The 24,450-nt window shown below is 58.2% G+C and carries 24 protein-coding genes and 1 tRNA gene; 19 read left to right on the forward strand and 6 right to left on the reverse strand.

What is annotated here, in order from left to right; translation table 11 throughout:
* Nucleotides 1–100 precede the first annotated feature (100 nt).
* The 3 genes from K7H94_RS07260 to K7H94_RS07270 all read right to left on the reverse strand — a co-directional run bounded on the left by K7H94_RS07260 (nt 101) and on the right by K7H94_RS07270 (nt 1,711).
* A complete protein-coding gene (locus K7H94_RS07260; RefSeq protein ID WP_245001406.1) occupies nt 101–493 on the reverse strand; it encodes a DUF943 family protein in 393 nt (130 codons plus the stop codon).
* Entirely contained in the window at nt 490–1,335 is an 846-nt protein-coding gene (locus K7H94_RS07265) for a DUF3289 family protein (protein WP_222951882.1), read from the reverse strand. The genes K7H94_RS07260 and K7H94_RS07265 overlap by 4 nt, the downstream gene beginning before the upstream one ends.
* Before the next feature lie 300 nt (nt 1,336–1,635).
* Nucleotides 1,636–1,711: transfer RNA gene (locus tag K7H94_RS07270), tRNA-Asn, on the reverse strand.
* 507 nt (nt 1,712–2,218) lie between these two features.
* Between K7H94_RS07270 and K7H94_RS07275 the strand changes: the two genes are divergently transcribed.
* From K7H94_RS07275 to K7H94_RS07285, 3 genes are read left to right on the forward strand one after another with little or no spacing between them, the layout of a single operon-like run.
* Nucleotides 2,219–3,142 (forward strand): sugar ABC transporter substrate-binding protein, encoded by a 924-nt coding sequence (locus tag K7H94_RS07275; RefSeq protein WP_058782055.1) that lies wholly within the window; start codon nt 2,219–2,221, stop codon nt 3,140–3,142.
* Between the two features lie 32 nt (nt 3,143–3,174).
* A complete protein-coding gene (locus K7H94_RS07280; RefSeq protein WP_021509786.1) occupies nt 3,175–4,659 on the forward strand; it encodes a sugar ABC transporter ATP-binding protein in 1,485 nt (494 codons plus the stop codon).
* 14 nt (nt 4,660–4,673) lie between these two features.
* On the forward strand, nt 4,674–5,705 hold the full coding sequence (locus K7H94_RS07285) for an ABC transporter permease (RefSeq protein WP_058777949.1): 1,032 nt from the start codon (nt 4,674–4,676) through the stop codon (nt 5,703–5,705).
* Between the two features lie 122 nt (nt 5,706–5,827).
* Here K7H94_RS07285 and K7H94_RS07290 read toward each other — a convergent pair whose 3' ends face one another.
* Nucleotides 5,828–5,977: a hypothetical protein gene (locus K7H94_RS07290; protein ID WP_155519939.1), complete on the reverse strand. Its 150-nt coding sequence runs from the start codon at nt 5,975–5,977 to the stop codon at nt 5,828–5,830.
* A 185-nt stretch (nt 5,978–6,162) separates the two neighbouring features.
* Between K7H94_RS07290 and nac the strand changes: the two genes are divergently transcribed.
* From nac to K7H94_RS07310, 4 genes are all read left to right on the forward strand, one after another.
* A complete protein-coding gene (gene nac, locus K7H94_RS07295) occupies nt 6,163–7,080 on the forward strand; it encodes a nitrogen assimilation transcriptional regulator NAC (RefSeq protein ID WP_021509788.1) in 918 nt (305 codons plus the stop codon).
* Nucleotides 7,081–7,354: 274 nt separating this feature from the next.
* Nucleotides 7,355–8,314, forward strand: coding sequence for an HTH-type transcriptional regulator Cbl (cbl, locus tag K7H94_RS07300; RefSeq protein WP_021509789.1), 960 nt, complete (start codon nt 7,355–7,357; stop codon nt 8,312–8,314).
* Nucleotides 8,315–8,407: 93 nt separating this feature from the next.
* The gene (locus K7H94_RS07305) at nt 8,408–9,247 is read left to right on the forward strand and encodes a GNAT family N-acetyltransferase (protein ID WP_222951883.1); all 840 of its coding nucleotides are present in this window, start codon (nt 8,408–8,410) and stop codon (nt 9,245–9,247) included.
* Nucleotides 9,248–9,373: 126 nt separating this feature from the next.
* Complete coding sequence (locus tag K7H94_RS07310; RefSeq protein ID WP_058757344.1) at nt 9,374–11,155, forward strand: thiamine pyrophosphate-requiring protein; 1,782 nt, start codon at nt 9,374–9,376, stop codon at nt 11,153–11,155.
* A 562-nt stretch (nt 11,156–11,717) separates the two neighbouring features.
* Here K7H94_RS07310 and K7H94_RS07315 read toward each other — a convergent pair.
* Together K7H94_RS07315 and K7H94_RS07320 are read right to left on the reverse strand one after the other, a co-directional pair.
* A complete protein-coding gene (locus tag K7H94_RS07315; RefSeq protein ID WP_222951884.1) occupies nt 11,718–12,164 on the reverse strand; it encodes a transposase in 447 nt (148 codons plus the stop codon).
* A 185-nt stretch (nt 12,165–12,349) separates the two neighbouring features.
* On the reverse strand, nt 12,350–14,515 hold the full coding sequence (locus tag K7H94_RS07320; protein WP_222951885.1) for a putative bifunctional diguanylate cyclase/phosphodiesterase: 2,166 nt from the start codon (nt 14,513–14,515) through the stop codon (nt 12,350–12,352).
* Between the two features lie 312 nt (nt 14,516–14,827).
* On the opposite strand from K7H94_RS07320, the gene phnF reads away from it, so the two are divergent.
* The 12 genes from phnF (at nt 14,828) to phnD (ending at nt 24,402) form a co-directional block, all read left to right on the forward strand.
* The gene (gene phnF, locus K7H94_RS07325) at nt 14,828–15,544 is read left to right on the forward strand and encodes a phosphonate metabolism transcriptional regulator PhnF (RefSeq protein WP_059012653.1); all 717 of its coding nucleotides are present in this window, start codon (nt 14,828–14,830) and stop codon (nt 15,542–15,544) included.
* Nucleotides 15,541–15,990 (forward strand): phosphonate C-P lyase system protein PhnG, encoded by a 450-nt coding sequence (gene phnG / locus K7H94_RS07330; RefSeq protein WP_058757348.1) that lies wholly within the window; start codon nt 15,541–15,543, stop codon nt 15,988–15,990. The genes phnF and phnG overlap by 4 nt, the downstream gene beginning before the upstream one ends.
* Nucleotides 15,987–16,562: a phosphonate C-P lyase system protein PhnH gene (gene phnH / locus K7H94_RS07335; RefSeq protein WP_058771117.1), complete on the forward strand. Its 576-nt coding sequence runs from the start codon at nt 15,987–15,989 to the stop codon at nt 16,560–16,562. The genes phnG and phnH overlap by 4 nt, the downstream gene beginning before the upstream one ends.
* Nucleotides 16,562–17,638, forward strand: a complete 1,077-nt coding sequence (locus K7H94_RS07340; RefSeq protein ID WP_021509798.1) for a carbon-phosphorus lyase complex subunit — start codon at nt 16,562–16,564, stop codon at nt 17,636–17,638. The genes phnH and K7H94_RS07340 overlap by 1 nt, the downstream gene beginning before the upstream one ends.
* A complete protein-coding gene (locus K7H94_RS07345; protein ID WP_021509799.1) occupies nt 17,631–18,479 on the forward strand; it encodes an alpha-D-ribose 1-methylphosphonate 5-phosphate C-P-lyase PhnJ in 849 nt (282 codons plus the stop codon). The genes K7H94_RS07340 and K7H94_RS07345 overlap by 8 nt, the downstream gene beginning before the upstream one ends.
* Nucleotides 18,469–19,230, forward strand: a complete 762-nt coding sequence (gene phnK / locus K7H94_RS07350; protein ID WP_211725429.1) for a phosphonate C-P lyase system protein PhnK — start codon at nt 18,469–18,471, stop codon at nt 19,228–19,230. The genes K7H94_RS07345 and phnK overlap by 11 nt, the downstream gene beginning before the upstream one ends.
* A 167-nt stretch (nt 19,231–19,397) precedes the next feature.
* Nucleotides 19,398–20,102 carry a phosphonate C-P lyase system protein PhnL gene (gene phnL / locus K7H94_RS07355; protein ID WP_222951886.1) on the forward strand — a complete coding sequence of 235 codons (705 nt, stop codon included), beginning with the start codon at nt 19,398–19,400 and terminating at the stop codon, nt 20,100–20,102.
* On the forward strand, nt 20,099–21,235 hold the full coding sequence (gene phnM / locus K7H94_RS07360; RefSeq protein ID WP_058774782.1) for an alpha-D-ribose 1-methylphosphonate 5-triphosphate diphosphatase: 1,137 nt from the start codon (nt 20,099–20,101) through the stop codon (nt 21,233–21,235). The genes phnL and phnM overlap by 4 nt, the downstream gene beginning before the upstream one ends.
* Nucleotides 21,235–21,771, forward strand: a complete 537-nt coding sequence (gene phnN / locus K7H94_RS07365) for a ribose 1,5-bisphosphokinase (protein ID WP_104188816.1) — start codon at nt 21,235–21,237, stop codon at nt 21,769–21,771. The genes phnM and phnN overlap by 1 nt, the downstream gene beginning before the upstream one ends.
* Nucleotides 21,768–22,538, forward strand: a complete 771-nt coding sequence (gene phnP / locus K7H94_RS07370; protein ID WP_222951887.1) for a phosphonate metabolism protein PhnP — start codon at nt 21,768–21,770, stop codon at nt 22,536–22,538. The genes phnN and phnP overlap by 4 nt, the downstream gene beginning before the upstream one ends.
* A gap of 80 nt (nt 22,539–22,618) precedes the next feature.
* Entirely contained in the window at nt 22,619–23,446 is an 828-nt protein-coding gene (gene phnC, locus K7H94_RS07375) for a phosphonate ABC transporter ATP-binding protein (RefSeq protein WP_222951888.1), read from the forward strand.
* Between the two features lie 26 nt (nt 23,447–23,472).
* Nucleotides 23,473–24,402, forward strand: coding sequence for a phosphonate ABC transporter substrate-binding protein (gene phnD / locus K7H94_RS07380; RefSeq protein ID WP_031280167.1), 930 nt, complete (start codon nt 23,473–23,475; stop codon nt 24,400–24,402).
* Nucleotides 24,403–24,450 lie beyond the last annotated feature (48 nt).

Genomic DNA, 24,450 nt, shown 5'->3' on the forward strand with positions numbered 1-24,450 from the left:
ATTTAGCGGCCCGTATCATCTTCCATCGCCCAGCAAACTCACCACAACAAAAAGCCCGCTCAGGTTTCCCTGAGCGGGCTTCTTTCAATCTGGCTGGATGTTAAAATTGATATTTAACGCCGCCCTCGCGGGTACGCCAAATCATCATAAGAATATTTTTGTCGATACAATTTTTTGGCGGTTTCATATCAGAGAAGCAAAGCCTGTCTTCGTTACCTTGCGCTTGATAGCCTTTTCCCAAAGCATAAATAGCAATCAGGAATGGCGTGTTATTTCCAGATGGAATGTTATATTTATTCAGTATTTTTTCACGATTATTTGTCCACCATTCAATTTTTCTGGATTCAGCGGAAGGTAAATCATTAACAATAATCTGTGCTGTGTTGCCATCATAATGAGCATCAATAACAGAAACTTTATCATTTCCGAAAAAAAGATAAATGAGGCTGCATAAAGCTATCACCAGGGCTGGAATAACAGACTTACGCATCATCGCTTTCCCTCGATATCGATCACCGCTTCCATGTTAGTCAGAAATGGACGGAAGCCGAATCTGTCAAAATGTTGCAAGACAAACCAGATTTTGAAAAACTGGAACTGGCTAAATTTTTGCTTACCTATATCACGGGCGTCAAGCCCAAAATGATCCTGACCGGAAAATTTGATACTCGCACGCCATCCAGCGTTGTTAACATCAAGACGGATAATTTCTATTTTCGTTGCATGGACATCATGCACAGTAATCCCCATGCCATTAATTTTATCAAGTAGCATCGAGTCAAATTTCGGTAGAATTGACAATTTAATGGCTGAAGTTAATTGCTCTAATTTTTCCTGAGGAAATCCCATGCTGTTATAGTCAATAAATAACCCAATGGTCTCACGCATGATCGACGTTGTTTTTCTGGCATCATAATCAGAATGTAACTTATCACGGTACGCTAAATTAAGTTGAGCGTTATAGAATGCTGAACCGCGTGAAAGCTGAAAATGCCTCAGCATTTGATTGATAAGATATCTGTGCGGACCGATGAAAGAGTAAGGCAGAGAAGTTACCTGCATCTCTTCAAACAGTAGTTGCGCACATTGTTCAACGCTGAGTTTGCCACCACGGTGTATGCCATTGTATGCCCCTGCGAACCTCGATTGCGGAGTATCAAAGGCAGTCAATCGGGTCAGGGTGTAAGGATCCACCACGTTTGATATGTTGACCAGTCCAAACTCTCTTTTCAGCCTCTCTTCCGGGATATCCCCATAACGCATGTCGTCAGAAGAGTAATCATTAAAACGCCGCTGGGTGGTGAAAACCGTTGCTGGAAATACAGCATTACTCATAGAAAGTGCTCCCTTGCTGGTGTTTGTCCCTGTTGAAACACACATGAATGCGCAGATTTGCCCATGCTGCGGGTTTTACCGCCTCACTGCCTGGTGCCAGAACAAAAAATGGTCATTAAAGTCCGTAAGCGGCACAGAGTTTTTGCGGAGCATCCCCAGGGAGCACATGCCTGCGACTGAGGACAGGGTGAATGCAGCGCTGGTCAGCCAGCAAGCCAAGGCAGGATGGTGGTGTGGAGAAGGGGGGACGCAGAAGACAAAAAGCCCGCTCAGGTTTCCCTGAGCGGGCTTCTTTAAATCTGGCTCCTCTGACTGGACTCGAACCAGTGACATACGGATTAACAGTCCGCCGTTCTACCGACTGAACTACAGAGGAATCGTTGGAACGAGGCGAATATTAGCGATGCCGATCCCCGTTGTCAAAGCCCGATCGCACACTTCTGGTTTAAGTGCGCGTAAAAGCAGCGGATTGCTGCTTTTCTGCCTTGAATGGGCAAATTTCAAACTGCCAGCAAGATCTCACTTTAAACGCATTTCCTTTGAGATGTTAGATGCGTGTCAAAGTTTTGTTATTTGCCGATTTTAAAACAATCGTTTCAGTGCTTTTATGATGAAAATTTCAAAAGAAGAGATGATGAAACAAATGAACTGCTTATCATCACGCCCGAAACGAGTTTTGTCCGCTCAACGCTTCTTTCGAAAGTAACATATTGATAAGGAAGATGTTGAAAAAAGGAGCAGCACGGTACCGATAGCGTCAGACCAGAAGCCTTACCTCTACGAACAGAAAAAAAACGCCAGCGACGTTGAGTGAATGTAAAAGATATTTTTCATTCGCGGACTCAGCCAACCTGAGCACGTTAACAAATAAGAAGGGTTACCTATGAAATTCAAAAAAGCGTTAGTGACTTCCCTGTTAGCTTGCATGTTACCTGCCGCTGTGATGGCAAAAGATATCCAGCTGGGCGTTTCTATGGCGCTGTTTGATGACAACTTCCTCACTATCCTGCGCACAGCCATGCAAAAAGAGATGCAAAAAGACAACGTGAAAGGCCAGGTGGAAGATGCCAAAGGCGACGTCTCTCAGCAGCTGCAGCAGGTACAAAACTTCATCGGCCAGGGCGTCGACGCCATCGTCGTTAACCCGGTCGATACTAACGCGGTGAAACCGATCATGGATGCCGCGACCAAAGCCGGTATTCCACTGGTATTCGTCAACCGCAAACCGGCGGGTCAGCTGACCGACAAGATGGCGTACGTCGGCTCCGACTCTGAACTGGCGGGCCGTCTGCAGATGGAAGCACTGGCCAAAGCGATGAACGGCAAAGGCAACGTGGCGATCCTGATGGGCGACCTGGCGAACGAATCAACCCGTGACCGTACTAAAGGCGTCGAAGCGGTGGTCGCCAAATATCCGGGCATTAAGGTGGTACAGAAGCAAACCGCCAAGTTTACGCGTAACGATGCGGTAGACGTGGTGAGCAACTGGATGACCGCCGGTGACGATATCCAGGCCATTGCCTCAAACAACGATGAAATGGCGATTGGTGCGCTGCAGGCGCTGGGTAAAAACCCGAACCACATCCTGATTGCCGGCGTGGACGGTACGCCTGATGCGCTGCAAATGCTGAAGAATGGCAAAATGGTTGCCACCGTATTCCAGGATGCGAAAGGTCAGGGCGAAGGTGCCGTACAGACTGCGGTGAAACTGGCGAACGGCGAAAAAGTGGAAAAAATCATCAACATCCCTTACCAGCTGATCACCAAAGACAACATGGCGCAGTTCGAAAACCGTAACCAGAAATAATCGCTCCCCCTTAAGCCGTACGGAGGTGATGTATGACCGCTTTTGCGCTTGAAGCCGAAGGCATCAGCAAGTTCTTCCCCGGAGTGAAGGCACTCGACAATGTCTCACTGCGTATTAAGCCGGGGTCGGTACATGCCCTGATGGGTGAAAATGGCGCGGGCAAATCCACTTTAATGAAATGCCTTATCGGGATGTATCGTCCCGATAAGGGCACCATCCGCATTAAAGGGGAGCCAGTGCAGTTTCAGGACACCATGGACGCGCTGCGTTCCGGCATTTCCATGATTCACCAGGAGCTGAATCTGGTGCCTTACATGACCGTGGCGGAGAATATCTGGCTCGGTCGTGAACCGATGAAATACGGCTTTGTCGATCACGGCAAGCTCAATCAGCAGACGCAGGAACTGCTTAACAAGCTGAATATCCGTCTGAAAGCCGATCGGCTGGTCGGCGAGCTTAGCATTGCGTCCCAGCAGATGGTGGAAATTGCCAAAGCGGTGTCGTGGAACTCCGACATCGTGATTATGGATGAACCGACCTCGGCGCTGACGGAAACCGAAGTGGCGCATCTGTTCACCATCATCCGCGACCTGCGTGCCCAGGGCAAAGCCATCATCTATATCAGCCATAAAATGGATGAAATTTTCGCCATCACCGATGAGATCAGCATCTTCCGCGACGGCACCTGGGTCGGCAGTAATAGCACCACCGCCTTTACCCGTCAGTCGCTAATCACCCAGATGGTGGGACGCGAACTGACGCAGCTGTTCCCTAAATTCAACAGTGCCATCGGCGAAGAAGTGCTGACGGTGCGCAATCTGACCTGCAAAGACCGCTTTACCGATGTCAGCTTCAGCGTGCGCAAAGGCGAGATCCTCGGCGTGGCCGGGCTGGTAGGTGCCGGACGCAGCGAGGTGATGGAGAGCCTGTTCGGCATGGAAAGCTTCGACAGCGGTGAAGTGCTGATTGATGGTGTGCCGGTGAAAATCGATTCGCCCTCAACGGCGATTGAGAAGGGCATGGCATTTCTCACCGAAGACCGTAAAAAGTCCGGGCTGTTTCTGGTGTTGTCAGTGCTGGAGAACATGAGCATCGTCAATATGCCCGATTACATCGGCAAAAGCGGTTTCGTTAGCCACATGAAGATGGCGCAGGACTGCATGGAGCAGATCCGCAAACTCAATATTAAAACGCCGACCATGGATCAGATCATCAATAACCTCAGTGGCGGTAACCAGCAGAAGGTGCTGATTGCGCGCTGGCTGCTGGCGCAACCGAAGATTCTGATCCTCGATGAACCAACCCGCGGCATTGATGTTGGCGCTAAAGCCGAAATCTACCGCCTGATCAGTGAACTGGCTAACCGTGGCGTGGCCATCATCATGGTGTCCTCTGAGCTGCCGGAGATTCTCGGCATGAGCGACCGGGTGATGGTGATGCACGGCGGACGTATAACCGGCATCCTCGATAAAGAAGAGGCCGACCAGGAAACCATTTTGTCGTTGGCATCCGAGTGAGGCACGAGACCCCTATGAGTAACGTAAAAGTAACGGCCCCGCAGGCCACCGAACAGAGTTCTTTCTTCGGCAATCTGCGCCATAAACTGCCGAAAGACACCGGCATCTTTGTCGTGATGTTAGGCATTGCGCTGATTTTTGAAATAGCCGGCTGGTACGTGCGTGACCAGTCATTTTTGCTCAACACCAACCGTTTAGTGCTGATTGTGCTGCAGGTAGCGATCATCGGTATTATCGCCGTCGGCGTCACCCAGGTCATTATTACTACCGGTATCGACCTGTCGTCCGGTTCGGTTATCGCCCTGACGGCGGTGGTTGCCGCCAGCCTGGCGCAGACGTCTGACAGCCTGTCGCCGATGTATCCGTCACTGGTCAATCTGCCCGCCGCCATCCCGATCGTCGCCGGCATCGGCGTCGGCCTGCTGTGCGGCGTGGTCAACGGTGTGCTCATCACCAAAACCGGCATTCCGCCGTTTATCGCTACGCTCGGTATGATGGTGTCGGCGCGCGGTCTGGCACAATATTATACCCAGGGTAACCCGATCAGCTTCCTGTCGGACGGTTTCACCTCCATCGGTCAGGGCGCTATGCCGGTGATTATCTTCCTGGTGGTCGCCTTCCTGTTCCACATCGCACTCAAACACACCCGCTACGGCAAATATGTCTATGCGATTGGCGGCAACATGACCTCCGCCAAAGTATCGGGCATCAACGTTAATAAATACCTGATCATCGTGTATACCATCGCCGGGGCGCTCTCGGGTCTGGCGGGAGTGGTGCTGGCGGCACGCGTCAGCAGCGGCCAGTCGAGCATGGGCATGGCGTATGAACTCGACGCCATCGCCGCCGCAGTTATCGGTGGCAGCAGCCTGATGGGCGGCGTCGGGCGGATTACCGGCACGCTGATCGGCGCAGTGATCCTCGGTTTAATCAAAAGTGGCTTTACCTTTGTTGGCGTCGATGCCTACGTGCAGGACATCATCAAAGGGATGATCATCGTCGCAGCGGTTTCAATCGATATGCACCGCAACCGCAAAAAACGCTAACCCGTTCTGCTCCTCTCTTCCGGGAGAGGAGCAGGGTAAAGGCGGTAATTGCACGCTGCCAGGCTGCCGGCATCGTCAGACACAATAAGTTTTCCCACTGATAGCCACCGCGCAATTTCTCTTTATTCTCCTTTCTGCCCCCGCAATCCGTGCATTTTCTGCCCGTTTTGCACCACAGCAGCACGCGCAGTCATCACTTTTTTGCACATCTGCCTCGCAAATGCTGCACCATCAGGGTGCGTCATCGCCAGCGGATAAACGTTATGGGTCATGTGCGGGGCTTATTAACCCATTCGGGGTAATCAGAAACGCTTATTTTCCCGTTCGTTAGGAAAATTCTGGTCAGTGCCCGCCGGGTAAAGATCAAACCTGGCCTGCATATTGCAATTTCTTTGTCACAAGCCAGCAGGCTGAGAACTCATCATTTGGGCATTCGGGGATCCGTGACGGAGGCAATATGAACTTAAGACGACTGAAATACTTTGTAAAAATCGTCGATATCGGCAGCCTGACGCAGGCAGCAGAAGTCCTGCATATCGCACAACCTGCACTCAGCCAACAGGTGGCGACGCTGGAGAACGAACTCGACCAGCAGTTGCTGATCCGCACCAAGCGCGGCGTAACGCCAACCGAAGCCGGTAAAATTCTTTATGCTCACGCACGCACCATCCTGCGCCAGTGCGAACAGGCGCAGACAGCGGTAATCAACGCTGGCCAGGCGCTCAATGGTCAGGTATCGATTGGCCTCGCGCCGGGCACGGCGGCCTCTTCGCTCACCATGCCGCTGCTGCAAACGGTGCGCGAGCAATATCCTGATGTGCTGGTCTATCTGCACGAGAACAGCGGCACTTCACTCAATGAGAAAGTGATGAATGGCCAGCTGGATATGGCCGTGCTGTACGATCGCGCGCCGACTGCCGGTATCAACAGCATTCCGCTGATGAAAGAGGAGCTGTATCTGGTAGGGGCGACGGCCTGTCCGGGTACTACGGTGGATCTGGCTGACGTGGCGCAGATGAACCTGTTCCTGCCGCGTGACTACAGCGCCGTGCGCAAACGCGTGGACGAAGCGTTCTCGCTGCGTCGTCTGAGTGCGAAAATCATCGGTGAAATTGAGTCGATCTCAACCTTAACCGCGGCGGTGTCGAGCGGCATGGGCGTTACCGTACTGCCGGAATCGGCGGCACGCGCGCTGGTGAGTTCAACGCATGCGTGGATGGCACGCATTAACAGTCCATCGCTGAATCTGCCGCTGTCGCTGAACGTCTCAGCGCGCCTGCCGCTGTCGCCATCGGCGCAGGCGGTCAAAAATATCCTGCTGTCGCTGCTGAATAAGCCGATGGTGGAAGAGCGCGAGCTGATGTTAGTGGGTTGATAGAGAGAGGTTTTTTCCCTCACCCTAACCCTCTCCCGCCCGCGGGAGAGGGAACCGTCTGGCGCGGCCATCCATCCCGGTACGCCATCTCAATCTCGCGCGATCCGCTCCCTCTCCCTATGGGAGAGGGCCGGAGTGAGGGCGGCAAAGCGCACCCATCCCCAATCTCACGCTTATTACTATTCCGCATAACACACCGTTTTTTATTATTTGTTGCAATCACACCAACTTCATAACATGGACGAAACAGGGGCAGGAAACAGGAGAAAAGGGTGTGAATTTCCAGCAACTTAAAATTATACGCGAAGCGGCCCGTTGCGAATTCAACCTGACAGAAGTCGCCAATACGTTGTTTACCTCGCAATCGGGGGTGAGCCGGCATATTCGCGATCTGGAAGATGAACTGGGCGTGGAAATCTTCATTCGTCGTGGCAAGCGGCTGTTAGGCATGACCGAACCGGGCAAAGCGCTGCTGACCATTGCTGAACGCATCCTTGATGAGGCCGGCAAAGTGCGCCGCCTGGCGGATGTGTTTACCAATGAAACCAGCGGCGTGCTGACCATCGCCACCACGCACACCCAGGCGCGCTATAGCCTGCCGCGCGTCATCAAAGCGTTTCGCCAGCTCTATCCCAACGTGCGGCTGGAACTCAATCAGGGTTCACCGCAGGAGATCGTCGCCATGCTGCTGGCCGGTGAGGCTGATGTCGGCATTGCCTCGGAGCAGCTGGTGAATAACACCAGCCTGGCGGCATTCCCGTGGTTCAGCTGGCACCACTCGCTGCTGGTACCGCACGATCACGAGCTGCTGGCGAATCAGCCGGTCACGCTCGCCAGCCTCAGCCGCCATCCGCTGATCACCTATCGTCAGGGGATTACCGGTCGCTCGCGCGTGGACCGCGCCTTCCAGGCTGCTGGCCTCCGCCCGGATATCGTGCTCAGCGCGCAGGATTCTGACGTAGTGAAAACCTATGTCGAACTCGGGCTGGGCGTCGGTATCCTCGCCGATCAGGCGTGCGATATTTACGATGGCGAAGACCTGGTGAAGATCGATGCTCACCATCTGTTTGATGCCAACACCGTGTGGCTCGGACTGAAGCGCGGCCAGCTCCAGCGCAACTACGTCTGGCAGTTCCTTGAACTGTGTAACGCTAACCTGTCACTGGAAGAGATCAAACGGCAGGCGCTCTCTTACGAAACCGACGACGAACCCGCCATCGATTTCCAAATCTGAGTTTCCTCTCTGGCCCGGTGCGGGCCTTTTTTATTTGCTTCCCCAAACGGACGTGGCAAGCTGGCGGGCAGAACGCCTCTCAGGGAGAACAGAATGAATACGATATTGCGCGCCATGACCCTCGCGGACGCCGAAGCGGGTTATCGCCTGACTCAGCAACTGGGCTGGGCGCACCGCCGCGAAGACTGGCAGCAGCTCATCGCCCTGGGTGAAGGCGTGGTGGTTGAGGCGCAGGGCGACTATCTCGGCGGGGCGATTGGCTGGCGCTGGGGGCCGGATGCCGCCACTATTGGTCTGGTGATTGTGAGCGAACAGGCGCGCGGACGCGGTATTGGCCGCCAGGTGATGCAGGCAATGCTGGAAAAATTCTCCGGCTGCAACGTGCGGCTGCACGCCACCGATATGGGGCAGGTGCTGTATGAGAAGCTCGGCTTCCAGGCCTGCGATCGCGTGGCGCAGCACCAGACGCGCGCGCTGGCGCAGCAGCCTGCGGTAATCGTACCGGATGGCCTGACGCTGCGGCCGGCCGTTGAAGCGGATGCCGCCGCCATCGACGCACTGGATTATCAGGCGAACGGGCTGCGGCGCACGCGTCTGCATCAGCAGTTGCTGGCGCAAAGCGTGGTGCTGCAGGATGCACAGGGCAGGTTGCAGGGGTTTGCCAGTCGCCGCCGCTTTGGACACGGCTGGACTATCGGTCCGGTGATTGCTGACGATGTTGCGGCGGGGCAGGCGCTGGTGTCGCAGCTGATGCAGGATCTGACGCAGCAGTTTGTCCGGCTGGACACGCCCGATGCCCGGCTCGGCGCGTGGCTGCTCAACCTTGGGCTGGCGCAGGTCGATGCGCCTTATGCGATGGTACACGGCATACCGTGGCGGGCGGCACCCAACGGGCCGCAGACCTTTGCGCTGGTCTCGCCTGCGCTGGGTTAACTAAGCGTAACGGCGGTGATTTCTAAGCCAGACGCGGCGAACGTCGCCGAACAGGCGTAATCTGTCACATTCCATTTCGTCGGCTACCCTTAACGTTTATTGCAAACGTCTAAGGGAGAGCCCGTCATGAGCAAGAAAACCAGCGATTTCTTTGTTGAACGCCTGCAGGCATGGGGCGTCACACGCATTTATGGCTATCCGGGCGATGGCATCAACGGCGTGCTGGGCGCTATCCAGCGGGCCAATAAAGCCGGTGCAGGCATCGAATTTATTCAGGTGCGACATGAAGAGATGGCGGCTTTTATGGCTGCCGGTCACGCCAAATTTACCGGGGAGCTCGGCGTCTGTCTGTCGACCGGCGGACCTGGCGCGACCCATCTGCTGACCGGCCTGTACGATGCCAAAATGGATCACGCGCCGGTGCTGGCGATTGCCGGCCAGGCAGAAACCACCGCACGCGGCGCCAGCTATCAGCAGGAGATGAATTTAGACCGCATCTTCGCCGATGTGGCGAACTTCGTGCAGGAAGCGGCAGCCCCGGCGCAGGTCCAGCATCTGGTCGATCGCGGCGTGCGCATTGCCAAAGCGCAGAACGGCGTCGCGGTGATCATCCTGCCGAAAGATCTGCAGGATGAGAACTGGCAGCCACCGCAGCATGCGCACGGATTTACCCATTCCGGCCCGGGCTATCAGCGGCCAAAGATTGTGCCCTACGACGAGGATTTGCGCCGTGCCGCAGAAGTGCTTAACGCCGGCAAAAAAGTCGCGGTACTGATTGGTGCTGGTGCGCGCGGTGCTGCGGTTGAAGTGGTGCAGATTGCCAATGTGCTCGGCGCGGGCGTGGCCAAAGCGCTGCTGGGCAAAGACGTGCTGCCGGACGATGCGCCTTTTGTCACCGGTTCGATCGGCCTGCTCGGCACCAAACCGTCGTGGGAGCTGATGCAGAATTGCGACACTTTACTGATGATTGGCAGCGGTTTTCCGTGGACCGAATTTCTGCCGCCGGAAGGTAAAGTGCGCGCGGTACAAATCGATATCGATCCGGCGATGCTGGGGCTGCGCTATCCGTGCGAGGTCAATCTGCACGGCGACGCGGCAGAGACCCTGCGTGCGCTATTGCCGTTACTGACGCATAAAGCGGATCGCCACTGGCAGGAGGAGATCGCGGTACAGGTGCGCGACTGGTGGACGTTGATGGAACAGCGCGCTATGGCGCCCGCCAACCCGGTCAATCCGCAGCGCGTGGTGTGGGAGATGTCCCCGCAGCTGCCGGAAGATGCGATTGTCACCTCGGACTCGGGCTCCTGCGCCAACTGGTTTGCGCGCGATTATCGGGTGAAGCAGGGCCAGCGCGCCACGCTGTCGGGTGGGCTGGCTTGCATGGGTGCCGCCGTCCCGTTTGCCATCGCCGCGAAATTTGCCTTTCCCACTCAGCCAGTGGTGGCGCTGGTGGGCGACGGGGCGATGCAGATGAACAACCTGGCCGAGCTGATCACCATTCAGAAATACTGGCAGCAGTGGGCCGATCCGCGCCTGATTGTCTGCGTGTTCAATAATCAGGATCTCAATCAGGTCACCTGGGAACAGCGGGTAATGGAAGGCAATCCGCGCTTTGAAGCTTCGCAGCAGCTGCCGGATGTGCAGTATGCGCGCTTTGCCGACAGCCTCGGTTTGCAGGGCATCTATGTCGACCGGCCCGAAGACCTGGCGGCGGCGTGGCAGCAGGCGCTCAGCGCCACCCGACCGGTAGTGCTGGAGGTGAAAACCGATCCGGAAGTGGCCCCGCTGCCGCCGCATATCACACTTAAGCAGGCCAAAGCTTTTATGTCGTCAATGGCGAAGGGCGACCGCGGCATGGCGCAGGTGATTAGCGACACCGCCAGTCAGTTGCTGCACAGCAAGGGTTAGCGCGCTGCTACAATATGTGCAGGATTGTGGTGCAAAAATTCAATGCCGCACGAATCGTAGCGGCACAATTCATTGCGCATTCTGGCTGCTGTGCAGTGTTTCACTCAGCGCGATAAATCGCGCCGCTACAATGTGTGTGGATGGGGGTGCAAAAATTAAATCCCGCACGAATCGTAGCGGCGCAATTTATTGCGCATTCCGGCAACTGTGAAGTGTTTAACTCAGCGCGATAAATCGCGCCGCTACAATGTGTGCAGAATGGTGGTGCAGAACTACAATGCCGCACGGATCGTAGCGGCGCAATTCATTGCGCATTCCGGCAACTGTGCAATGTTTCACTCAGCGAGATAAATCGCGCCGCTACAAAGTGTGCAGGATGGTGGTGCAGAAATTCAATCCCGCACGGATCGTAGCGGCGCAATTCATTGCGCATTCCGGCAGCTGTGGAGTGTTTAACTCAGCGCGATAAATCGCGCCGCTACAATGTGTGCAGGATGGTAGTGCAGAACTACAATGCCGCACGAATCGTAGCGGCGCAATTTATTGCGCTTTATAACCGGTATCACTCTTGTTGATAATAATGATCCAGCTCCCACCTCAACGGGTTTTGCTCAATATATTGCCGTGCGAAAAACAGCTCTTTTTCATTGCGTATAATCCGCTCATAAAAATTGTGTTGCCACACTCTGTTTGCGATAGCCCGACTAACGCCTGCCTTATAACCAGCTACGATTCTGCTTAAGGAATTATTGTTCTCGCCACACAGCCACAAAATGCCGTGTAGGTGATTTGGCATCACAACAAATGCATCTGTCATCAATCCTGGAACACGTAACGACAGATTAAGCCACTCCTGATATACAACACTCCCTGTTTTACTGGGAATCAGTTGCGCCTGCCTGATACGGCCAAACAGACATAACCGTTGTCGCGTAACGAGGGTAATGAAATAAGCTCCCGCTGCAGCGTAATCGTAATGCAACAGTCGTAATTGTTTTCTGAATTGCATAACAGCCTCCTTTCACAGAGCATCTGCTATCCGAATCAATTTTTCAGATTGTTTTTTAACTTCTCCGATCCAGATTCAAAAAAGCGCGAAAAATAACGCCGCTACGATTTCCGTCATAGATCAGCACGTAAATACATTCCCGCACAAATCGTAGCGCCGCAGTTTATTGCGTCTCTTCTGCACCCTCACACCATCCGCTCAATCTCGCTCAACGGCACCGCCCGGCTGAACAAATATCCCTGCAGTTCATTGCACCCGGCATCGGCCAGCGCGTTTTTCTGGCCCTCGGTTTCGACGCCTTCAGCGGTGACGGTCAGGCCCATGGCGTGGCCGAGGCGCACCACGGATTCGACAATCGCGGTGGAGTTTTCCGCCACGCCCAGCGACTGGGTAAACGACCGGTCGATTTTAATCTTGTCGACCGGAAACGTGCTGAGATAATTCAGGCTCGAATAACCGGTGCCGAAATCATCCAGCGCGATACGGAACCCGGCGTCGCGCAGTACGATGATACTGTTGCGCGCTTCGTGTTCATCCTCAATCAACACGCCTTCGGTGATTTCCAGCTCCAGCCGCTGCGGATCGGCTCCTTCCGACTGCACAATCTCAATCATGCGTTCGACAAACCCGCTGGCGCGGAACTGCACCGGCGAAACGTTCACCGCCACAATCACCTGCGGTAACTTCAGGGCGGTTTTGCAGGCCTCGCGCAGCACCCATTCGCCCAGCGGAATAATCATGCCGGTCTCTTCGGCGATGGCGATAAAGTCGGCAGGCGACACATCGCCGCGCTGCGGATGATGCCAGCGCAGCAGCGCTTCCAGTCCGACAATCTGCTGGCCGCTGATCTCCATCAGCGGCTGATACCACACCGCCAGACCGTCGTACGTGACCAGCGCCTGACGCAGATCCGCCGCTATCTGCTGGCGCGTGCGCAGCGATTCATCCATCACCTTTTCAAACTGGCGATACTGTCCGCGTCCGCCATTTTTCGCCTCGTACAGCGCAATGTCGGCTTTGCGCATCAGCTCCAGCCGGTCAATGCCATCGCGGGGTGCCAGCGCCAGGCCAATGCTGACGCCAACCCACAGCTCGTTGCCCACCAGCTGATACGGCTCGCCCAGCGCGGCGATGATGCGCTGGGCGAGCGCCTGCACCTGACCGATATTCTCTACCTCCGGCATCACGATGATAAATTCATCGCCGCCAATACGCCCGACGGTATCGCTGGCGCGCACCAGGTGGCTCAGGCGGCGCGCCACCTCGATAATCAGATCATCGCCGGCGTGATGGCCCCAGGTATCGTTAATGATTTTGAAGCGGTCCAGATCCAGCAGCAGCAACGCCACGCGCTGGTCGTGACGGGTCGCGGCGGCCAGTGCCTGAGTTAGCCGATCCTCAACCAGCGCCCGGTTCGGCAGTCCGGTCAGCACATCGTGAAACGCCAGATGCTGCGCCTGCGCCTCGCTGGCCCCGAGCTTCAGCAGCGACTGCGATAAATCGAGCGAGGAAGTCCAGATGCGCCGCACCATAAACAGACACAGCAGGGTGATCAGCAGCACCGAAATCAGCGTGGAAGGGCCGAGGGTACGCAACATCTGCGCGCCCGGCTTGTCCGGATCCCAGCTGAGGTAGCCGACGATATCGCCCTGACGCGAGGTCAGCAGATAGCGTGCTTTGCGGTCGTTCTGCGGTACGCCATCGCTAAAGAAGAGCTGCCGCAGCTGACTGCGTTCAGACAGGTTGCGCAGATAGCCATCATCAAGAAACTTAATACTCACCAGCCGGTAGCGCCCGGCCTCGCGCGTGCTGCTGATATCGCCCACCGCCAGCGCTGCCGCACGCTGGCCGATGCGCACAAAATCCGCGCGGTCGGCCGGACCGGCTACCTCATCACTGCTTTGCACCAGTGGCGTCTGCAACAGATCGCGCAGGTACGGCCCGATGCGCAGATCCGCCACCGGCTGGCCGTTGCGCCACACGGCGGTCGGCTGATTGGTGCGGTCAAGCAGCACAATCAGCTGATGATCAAACATATCGTACAGCCAGCTACCGACGTTTTGATTCAGCCAGTCGCTGTCCGGCTGCGGCTGCGCCAGTTGATCGGCGAGCGGGGACCAGCGCGTCAGGCTGCGCAACTGGCGCAGATGTTCACTCAGGCTCTGATTGAACGAGGCGGCGATCATCCGCTGCTGCTGCTCGCGCGCCTCATGGTTGGTGGCCGAGGTGCTCCAGAACAGGCCGAAACCGGCACCGAGAAAAGTCAGCAGCAAAATCGCCACCAGCGGCAGGATCACTTCGCGCAAAAAATTGCGGCGAAAACCGTGCGAAAGTTTGAAGGTGTTTATCATTTTAAGGTTTCGCGCTCCGGGCAGGGCTTAATGATTAAATTAGCAGAATTTACGCAGCCTGCATCCGGTAAGGGAAGCGTTAAAGGCGTGAAACTGCACGCGATTTTTTTGCGCATAGTCACAAAGGTAACAGTTAAGTGGATTTTATTGAATTGGTCGCTGTCTGGCTGCCATCCTGCTGCCTTAAAGCAAATTCATCCGCACGTCACTGAGCCGTCACGGCACTGTCATCTGTCTCCCGCACTGTAGTCGCCATTCCGCAGCCTCTTCCGCTGCGCCCCTCAACCTGAAGCGAATGAGGTATTGAGCGTGATGGAGATATCCAGACATCCGACCACTGTCTATCAGGCGGTTGCCGCCCAGCTGGAGCAGGCGCTGCAGGAGCGCTATCGCTGCGGCGATTATCTGCCGTCAGAACAGCAGCTGGCCGATCACTACGCCGTCAATCGCCACACGCTGCGCCGGGCCGTAGATGAGCTGGTGAACAAAGGCCTGCTGCAGCGGCGCCATGGCGTCGGCATCCTGGTGCTGATGCGCCCGTACGACTACCCGCTGCATGCCCAGGCGCGCTTTAGCCAGAACCTGCTGGAGCAGGGCAGTCATCCCACCAGCGAACGGCTGCTGGCGGTACTGCGTCCGGCCAGCAGCGACGTGGCCGCCGCGCTGGGCAGTGACGAGGGCGCCAGCGTCATTCACTTACGCACCCTGCGCCGCGTCAACGGCGTGCCGGTGTGCGTGATCAACCACTATCTGCCCGACCTGTGCTGGTGGCCGGCGCTGCAGACGTTCCAGCACGGTTCCCTGCACGACTTCATGCAGCAGCAGCTCGGCCTGCAGTTGAGTCGCCGTCAGACCCGCATCAGTACCCGCCGCGCACAGGCCAAAGAGTGCAAACAGCTGGAGATTACGCTGCACGCGCCGCTGCTGTGCGTGCGCACCCTGAATACACAGCCGGACGGTCAGGTGGCGGAGTACTCCGTCAGCCTGACGCGTGGCGACATGATTGAACTCACTCTGGAGCACCAATGAAACAGCAAACCGCCCGTCAGCACTGGCTTTCGGTGCTGGCGCACAGTGAAGCCAGCGCGCTGGCCAGCCACTGGCAGTCGCTACAGCTTACACCCGCCTTCGAGCGCCTGCGCCCGGCGGAAACCGGTTTAACCCGTTTGCAGGCGCGCATGGGCGGCAGCGGGAAACGCTTCGTCATGGGCGATGCCACCGTCACCCGCGCGGTGATCAGACTGCACGATGGCACGCTGGGTTTTAGCTATGTGCTGGGGCGCGATAAGGCGCATGCCGAACGCTGCGCGCTGATTGATGCGCTGCTGCAACAGCCGGAAACCCAGGCGCTGCTGCAGGAAAAAATTATTGCCCCGCTGGCGGCACTGCGTGAAGAGCAGCGCCAGCTGCGCGCGCGGGAGATCGCCAGCTCCAAAGTGGATTTCTTTACGCTGGTTCGCGGAGATAACGAATGACATTACTGGCAAGTTTTAACCATCCGGTTGCCGACGCCCAGCGCGCCTTCCGCCGCATTCTCAAAGCGATGAGCGAGCCGGGCGTGATGGTCTCGCTGCCGCTGGCGCAGGGCTGGGGCGATCTCTCCCCGGCAGCAACGGCGGTGCTGCTGACGCTGGTCGATCAGGAGAGCGCGCTGTGGCTGGATCGCCGCGTGGACAGCGATATCGTGCGCAGCAACCTGCGCTTTCACACCGGCGTACCGATTGTCGATGAGCGCGATGCCCCGTTTGCGCTGACCCACGCGGCGGCCAATCCCGATCCCGCCTGCTTCGCCGCCGGTGACAATCTGTCCCCTGAGAAGAGCACCACGCTGATTGTCGAAGTGCCGTCGCTCAACGGCGGGCTGACGCTGCGCCTCTCCGGGCCCGGCCTGCGTGAGCCGCGCGCCATCGCGCCGCAGCTGCCGGCCGCCATTCTGACCTACCTGCGTGAGCGCCCGCATCCGTTCCCGCAGGGGGTGGATCTGATTTTCACCTGCGGTGAAGCGATGATGGCGCTGCCACGCACCACCGATGTGGAGGTGTGCTGATGTATGTAGCCGTGAAAGGGGGCGAAAAGGCGATTGCCAGCGCCCATCAGCTACAGGCCGATCTGCGCCGCGGCGATCGCAGCGTCGCGGAGCTGGGCTGCGACCAGGTGGCGCAACAGCTGGGACTGGCGGTGGACCGGGTGATGACCGAAGGCGGCATTTTTGATACACAGCTGGCGGCCTTAGCCATTAAACAGGCCAGTGGTGATTTGGTCGAGGCGATTTTCCTGCTACGCGCCTACCGCACCACGCTGCCGCGCCTCGCGGACAGCCTGGCGCTGGAAACCGCGGAAATGCGCATCGAGCGCCGCATCTCGGCAGTTTACAAAGATCTGCCCGGTGGCCAGGTGCTGGGCCCGACCTATGACTACAGCCACCGCCTGCTGGATTTTACCCTGCTGGCCAACGGCGAAACGCCGGCTGCCGCGCGTGACGATCAGGCGCTGGCGCAGCGTTGCCCGCATGTGTTCAGCATGATGACGCGTGAAGGGCTGGCAGCGCGTGAAGAGGATGACGGCAGCGAGCCGTGCGACATCACGCGCCAGCCGCCCGGTTATCCGGCGTCACGCGCTGCCCGCTTACAGCAGCTGGTGCGCGGCGACGAGGGGTTTCTGCTGGCGCTTGGCTATTCGACCCAGCGCGGCTATGGCCGCAACCATCCGTTTGCCGGTGAAATCCGCACCGGCTATCTCAGCGTGTCGATCTGCCCCGAAGAGCTGGGTTTTGAGATTGAAATCGGCGAGATCCTGCTGACCGAATGCGAAATGGTCAACGGCTTCACCACCCAGGGCGACAGCGCCCCCCACTTTACCCGCGGCTATGGTCTGGTGTTCGGACGCGCAGAGCGTAAGGCGATGGCGATGGCGCTGGTGGACCGTGCGCTGCAGGCACCCGAGTATCAGGAGCGCATTGCCGGGCCGGCGCAGGACGAAGAGTTCGTGCTGTCGCACGCCGATAACGTCGAAGCCGCTGGCTTTGTCTCGCATCTGAAACTGCCGCACTACGTGGATTTCCAGGCGGAGCTGGAGCTGCTGCAGCGGCTGCGCCAACAGCATCAGGAGCAGAATGATGAGTGAGTTAACCGGCTACAACAACGGCTACCTGGATGAGCAGACCAAACGCACCATCCGCCGCGCCATTCTGAAAGCGGTCGCGATCCCCGGCTATCAGGTGCCGTTTGCCGGCCGCGAAATGCCGATGCCGTATGGCTGGGGCACCGGCGGCATTCAGATCACTGCCAGCATTATTGGCGACAGCGACGTGCTGAAAGTGATCGATCAGGGCGCGGATGACACCACCAACGCGGTCTCTATCCGGCGCTTCTTCCAGCGCGTCAGCGGGGCGGCAACCACCGAAGCCACCAAAGACGCCACGCTGATCCAGACGCGGCACCGCATTCCGGAGACGCCGCTTGAAGAGGATCAGGTGCTGATTTTCCAGGTGCCGATCCCGGAGCCGCTGCGCTTTATTGAGCCGCGTGAGACCGAAACCCGCACCATGCACGCGCTGGAGGAGTACGGCATCATGCAGGTCAAGCTGTATGAAGATATCGCCCGCTACGGCCATATCGCCACCACCTATGCCTATCCGGTGAAGGTTAACGATCGCTACGTGATGGATCCGTCGCCGATTCCCAAATTCGACAACCCGAAGATGCACATGATGCCGGCACTGCAGCTGTTTGGTGCCGGACGTGAAAAACGCATTTATGCGCTGCCGCCCTACACCAAAGTGGAAAGTCTTGATTTCGACGATCATCCGTTCAGCGTGCAGAGCTGGGAACAACCCTGTGCGCTGTGCGGTTCGCGCCACAGCTATCTCGACGAAGTGGTGATGGATGATGCCGGTACGCGCATGTTTGTCTGCTCCGATACCGATTTTTGCCACCAGCAGCAGGAACAACAGCATGCACAGTGAACAGCCGCTGCTCGCGGTCAATAACCTGACGCACCTCTACGCGCCGGGCAAAGGTTTTGAAGACGTCAGTTTTGCGCTCTATCCCGGAGAAGTGCTGGGGATTGTCGGTGAATCCGGCTCGGGAAAAACCACGCTGCTGCGCAGCCTGTCGGCACGTCTGACGCCACAGCAGGGCAACATTCTTTACCACGGCCGCGATCTGTATCAGCTCAGCGAGAGCGAGCGCCGGCGGTTACTGCGCACCGAGTGGGGCGTGGTGCATCAGCATCCGCTGGATGGCCTGCGTCCGCAGGTGACGGCGGGCGGCAATATTGGTGAGCGTCTGATGGCGATTGGACAGCGCCATTACGGCGACATCCGTAACGAGGCGCTGCGCTGGCTGCAGGACGTCGAAATTCCGGCCAACCGCATTGACGATCTGCCCACCACCTTTTCCGGCGGCATGCAGCAGCGTCTGCAGATTGCGCGCAACCTGGTGACGCAGCCGACGCTGGTGTTTATGGATGAGCCGACCGGCGGGCTGGATGTTTCGGTACAGGCGCGCCTGCTGGATCTGCTGCGCACGCTGGTACGCGAACTGAATCTGGCGGTGATTATCGTCACCCACGATCTGGGCGTCGCGCGTCTGCTGGCGCACCGCCTGCTGGTAATGAAGCAGGGCAAAGTGGTGGAGAGCGGGCTCACCGACCGGGTACTTGACGATCCGCACCATCCGTACACCCAGCTGCTGGTTTCATCGGTGCTGGCATAGAACACGCTGGCGGTGCGCATTAATGCGCACTACTCACGAGGTGTGCACCAATCGTAGCGGCGCAATTTATTGCGCTCAGTTGAACAGCGAGCGTTGCTGTTAAATGCGCGATAAATCGCGCCGCTACGGTTACGTGCGGCTGCACGAATCATTATCAGGACATCAACATGCAACCCATTTTGCGCGTAGAAAATCTCAGCAAAACCTTTGTGCTGCACAACCAGAACAGCGCCGAGCTGCCGGTGCTGCAGCACGCCAGCCTTGAAGTGGCCGCCGGCGAATGCGTGGTGCTGCACGGGCGCTCCGGCAGCGGTAAATCCACGCTGCTGCGTGCGCTGTACGGTAACTATCAGGCCAACAGCGGCCACATCTGGCTGCAGCATCACGGCCAGTGGGTCGATCTGGCACAGGCATCGGCGCGTCAGATGCTGGCGATCCGCCGTGACACCGTCGGCTGGGTCAGCCAGTTTCTGCGCGTGATTCCGCGCGTACCGACGCTGGAGATCGTGATGCAGCCGCTGCTGGAGCGCGGCGTCGAACGCGCCCGCTGTGAACAGCGCGCCCGCGAACTGCTGACGCGTCTTAACGTGCCGCAGCGCCTGTGGTCGCTGGCTCCCTCGACCTTCTCCGGCGGGGAACAGCAGCGCGTTAACATCGCACGCGGCTTTATCGCTGACTATCCGGTGCTGCTGCTGGATGAACCCACAGCGTCACTCGACAGCGCTAACAGCGCGGCGGTGGTGGAGCTGATTGAACAGGCGCGCGCCCGCGGCGCCGCTATCGTAGGTATTTTCCATGACGAAGCGGTGCGCGCCCGGGTGGCCGACCGCCTGCACGTCATGCAGCCGCTGCACACAGGAGAACAGGCATGATCGTGAATAATGTCCGGCTGGTGCTGGAAAATGAGGTCGTCAGCGGATCGCTGGAGATGCGCGGCGATCGGATCGCCAGTTTCAGCGACAGCGGCAGTCAGCAGCCGGGCGCGCTGGACGGCGGGAACGCGTTTTTGCTGCCGGGGCTGGTCGAGCTGCATACCGACAACCTCGATAAATTCTTCACGCCACGGCCTAAAGTTGACTGGCCGGCGCATTCGGCGATGAGCAGCCACGATGCACTGATGGTCGCCAGCGGCATCACCACGGTGCTGGACGCCATCGGCGTCGGTGACGTGCGCGACGGCGGTCATCGCCTTGAAAACCTGAGCAAAATGATTACGGCGATTCAGGACAGCAACCGCAAGGGCATTAACCGCGCCGACCACCAGCTGCACCTGCGCTGTGAGCTGCCGCACCACACCACGCTGCCGCTGTTTGAAGCGCTGATGAGCACCCCGGAGCTGTCATTGGTGTCGCTGATGGATCATTCGCCGGGCCAGCGCCAGTATGCGTCGCTGGAGATGTACCGCACCTACTATCAGGGCAAATATCAGCTCAACGATGAGCAGATGGATCAGTTTGAGCGCGAACAGCTGGCGCTGGCTGCCGAATTCTCCACGCCGAACCGCAACGCCATCGCTGGCCTGTGCCAGGCGCGCGGTATTCCGGTTGCCAGCCACGATGATGCCACGGCGGCGCACGTCGCGGAGTCACACGCGGTGGGCAGCGCCATTGCCGAGTTCCCCACCACGCTGGAAGCGGCTCGCGCCTCGCGCGACTGCGGCATGCGGGTGCTGATGGGCGCGCCCAACATTGTGCGCGGCGGATCGCACTCCGGCAATGTCGCGGCGTGGCAGCTGGCCAGCCACGGCCTGCTGGACATCCTCTCGTCGGATTACTATCCGGCCAGCCTGCTGGATGCGGTATTCCGCCTGGTGGCCGACGAGCGTAATGCGCTGACGCTACCGCAGGCGGCGGCGCTGGTCACGCGCAACCCGGCACAGGCGATTGGCCTGCACGATCGCGGCACGATTGCGGAAGGGCTGCGCGCCGACCTGGTGCTGGCACACACCGATCACGGTCATGTGCACATTCGCCACGTCTGGTCACAGGGCAGGCTGGTGTTCTGATGGCGCGCCTCATCTGGCTGACCGGGCCCTCGGGCTCGGGTAAAGACAGCCTGCTGAACGCGCTGCGCGAGGCGCCGCCGGACAAGCTGGTGATCGCCCATCGCTATATCACGCGGCCGGCCGATGCCGGCGGTGAAAACCACGTGGCGCTGAGCGAAGCCGAATTCCGCCGGCGGGAAGCGCTCGGCCTGTTCGCCATCAGCTGGCGCGCACACGGCCTGAGCTACGCGCTCGGCGAGGAGATTGACCACTGGCTGGCGCGCGGTCTCAACGTGCTGGTCAACGGTTCACGTCTGCATCTGCCAGTCGTGCGCCAGCACTACGGCGAGCAGCTGCTGCCGCTGGTGCTGCAGGTCTCGCCGGCCGTGCTGGCGGCACGGCTGCGCCAGCGCGGGCGCGAAAGTGAAGCCGACATTCAGCGACGGCTGGCGCGCGCGGCAGAACCGCTGCCTGCCCACTGCCACGCCCTCAACAACGATGGCGCGCTGATCGACACGCTCCATCAGCTGCGCCAGTTACTGGAGCATCCGCCATGAATCTGACCTTTCTCGGTACGGGCGGCGTGCAGGCCGCGCCGCTGTTCGGCTGCGACTGTCGCGCCTGTGAACGCGCCCGGCAGCAGCCACGCTATGCGCGTCACGCCACCAGCGCACTGATCGACACCGGTCGTGAGCGCATCCTGCTCGATGCCGGTCTGCCCGATCTGCATCAGCGCTTCCAGCCCGGTGAGCTGAGCCGCATTCTGCTGACGCATTTCCACATGGATCACGTGGCCGGCCTGTTCAGTCTGCGCTGGGGCCGGGGCGCGTCGATTCCGGTGTGGGCGCCGCCGGATGAAAAGGGCTGCGACGATCTGTTTAAACATCCCGGCCTGCTGGCGTTTCGCCCGGCGCTGACTCCATTTGTCGCGCACAGCTTCGGCGCCCTGCAGGTGACGGCGCTGCCACTGCAGCATTCGCGGCTGACTTACGGCTACCTGTTCGACTGGCATGGCACGCGGCTGGCGTGGCTGTGCGACACCTGTGGTTTGCCACCGGACACCACCGATTTCCTGCAGGGCCAGCCGCTCGATCAGCTGGTGATCGATTGTAACGATGCGCCGCGCGCCGCGGCGGGTAATCACAACGACGTTACCCGCGCACTGGACATCGTGGCCCGGCTGGCTCCGCGCCAGGCATGGCTGGTGCACCTGTCACATGAGATGGATAACTGGTTGCTGGACAATGGGTTACCGGAAAACGTCAGCGTACCGTTCGATGGCCAGCAGATTGCTGTCGGTTTGCGCGACGCTGTCACCGTTTAATCATGGTTCTGTCATCAGACCTTCATCGCCAGTGTCCGTAATAACGGGCAATCAACACCTCAGAAGAGATGGAGCGCAACATGGCACAGGCACTACTCAAAACCGTCGTCGACAATGCACATCCTGCCCAGCGCCATGGCGACAAGGTGCTGTCGGTGCAGGGGCTGTGCAAAGCCTTCGGTGATAACCGCGTGCTGGATGATGTCAGTTTCGATCTTCATGCGGGCGAGCTGGTGGCGGTAATCGGCCGCTCGGGCGCAGGTAAATCGACCCTGCTGCATATGCTGAACGGCACCATTGCCAGCAGCGAAGGCGCGATTCTCAGCATGCGTCACGGCGAGGCGGACCGCGATGTGGTGACGCTCAACAGCCGGCAGATGCGCGAATGGCGCAGCGAGTGCGGCATGATCTTTCAGGACTTCTGCCTGGTGCCGCGCCTCGACGTGCTGACCAACGTGCTGCTGGGCCGGCTCAGCCAGACTTCAACGCTGAAATCCTTTTTAAAAATCTTCTCCGACACCGACCGTGCGCAGGCGATTGAACTGCTGCAGTGGATGAACATGCTGCCGCAGGCGCTGCAGCGGGCGGAGAATCTGTCCGGCGGCCAGATGCAGCGCGTCGCCATCTGCCGAGCGCTGATGCAGCGCCCGAAAATTCTGCTGGCCGACGAGCCGGTGGCGTCGCTCGATCCCAAAAATACCAAACGCATCATGGATGTGCTGCGCCAGGTGAGCGAGCAGGGCATCAGCGTGATGGTCAACCTGCACTCGATTGAACTGGTGCAGCAGTATTGCACCCGGGTGATCGGCATCCAGCGCGGCAAAGTGCTGTTTGACGGCCATCCCGCTCAGTTGACCGACAGCCTGCTGCATGCGCTGTACGGCGACGAAATTAACCAGCTCCACTAACTCCCACGGCAAGAGAAAATCTCACAATGAAACTGACTGCTTTAGCTTTACTGACAGGCGCTCTGATGGCTTTTGGCGTTAACGCAGCGGATGCACCGAAACAGCTGAACCTGGGAATTCTGGGCGGGCAGAACGCCACCCAGCAGATTGGCGATAACCAGTGTGTGAAAACCTTCTTCGACAAAGAGCTGGGCGTGGATACGCAGCTGCGCAACTCGTCTGACTATGCCGGCGTGATTCAGGGGCTGCTGGGCAACAAGATCGATATGGTGCTGAGCATGTCGCCGGCATCTTACGCCTCGGTCTATCTGCAAAACCCGAAGGCCGTGGATATCGTCGGTATCGTGGTGGACGACAAAGATGGCTCGAAAGGCTACCACTCGGTGGTGATCGTCAAAGCCGACAGCCCGTATAAGAAGCTGGAAGATCTGAAAGGTAAATCGTTTGGCATGGCCGATCCGGATTCCACCTCCGGCTTCCTGATGCCGAATCAGGCCTTTAAGAAAGAGTTTGGCGGTACGGTGGATGATAAGTACAACAACACTTTCTCCAGCGTGACGTTTTCCGGTGGCCACGAGCAGGACATCCTCGGCGTGCTGAATGGCCAGTTCGACGGCGCGGTGACCTGGACGTCGCTGATTGGCGATTACAACAGTGGTTATACCTCGGGGGCCTTTGGTCGTCTGATTCGTATGGATCACCCGGATCTGATGAAGCAGATCCGCATCATCTGGCAGTCGCCGCTGATTCCTAACGGCCCGATTCTGGTGAGTAATAACCTGCCCGCTGACTTCAAAGCGAAAGTGGTGGCCGCGATCAAAAAGCTGGATAAAGAAGATCACAGCTGCTTTGTTAAAGCGGTGGGCGGCGCCCAGCACATCGGCGCCGCCAGCGTCGCGGATTACCAGAATATCATCGATATGAAGCGCGACCTGATGAAGGGTGCTCGCGGGTAACCGCTCAGGGCAACGCGTGGCAAGGTGCGCATCAATGCGCACCCTACG

Source organism: Pantoea dispersa, assembly GCF_019890955.1.
Lineage (GTDB): Bacteria > Pseudomonadota > Gammaproteobacteria > Enterobacterales > Enterobacteriaceae > Pantoea > Pantoea dispersa.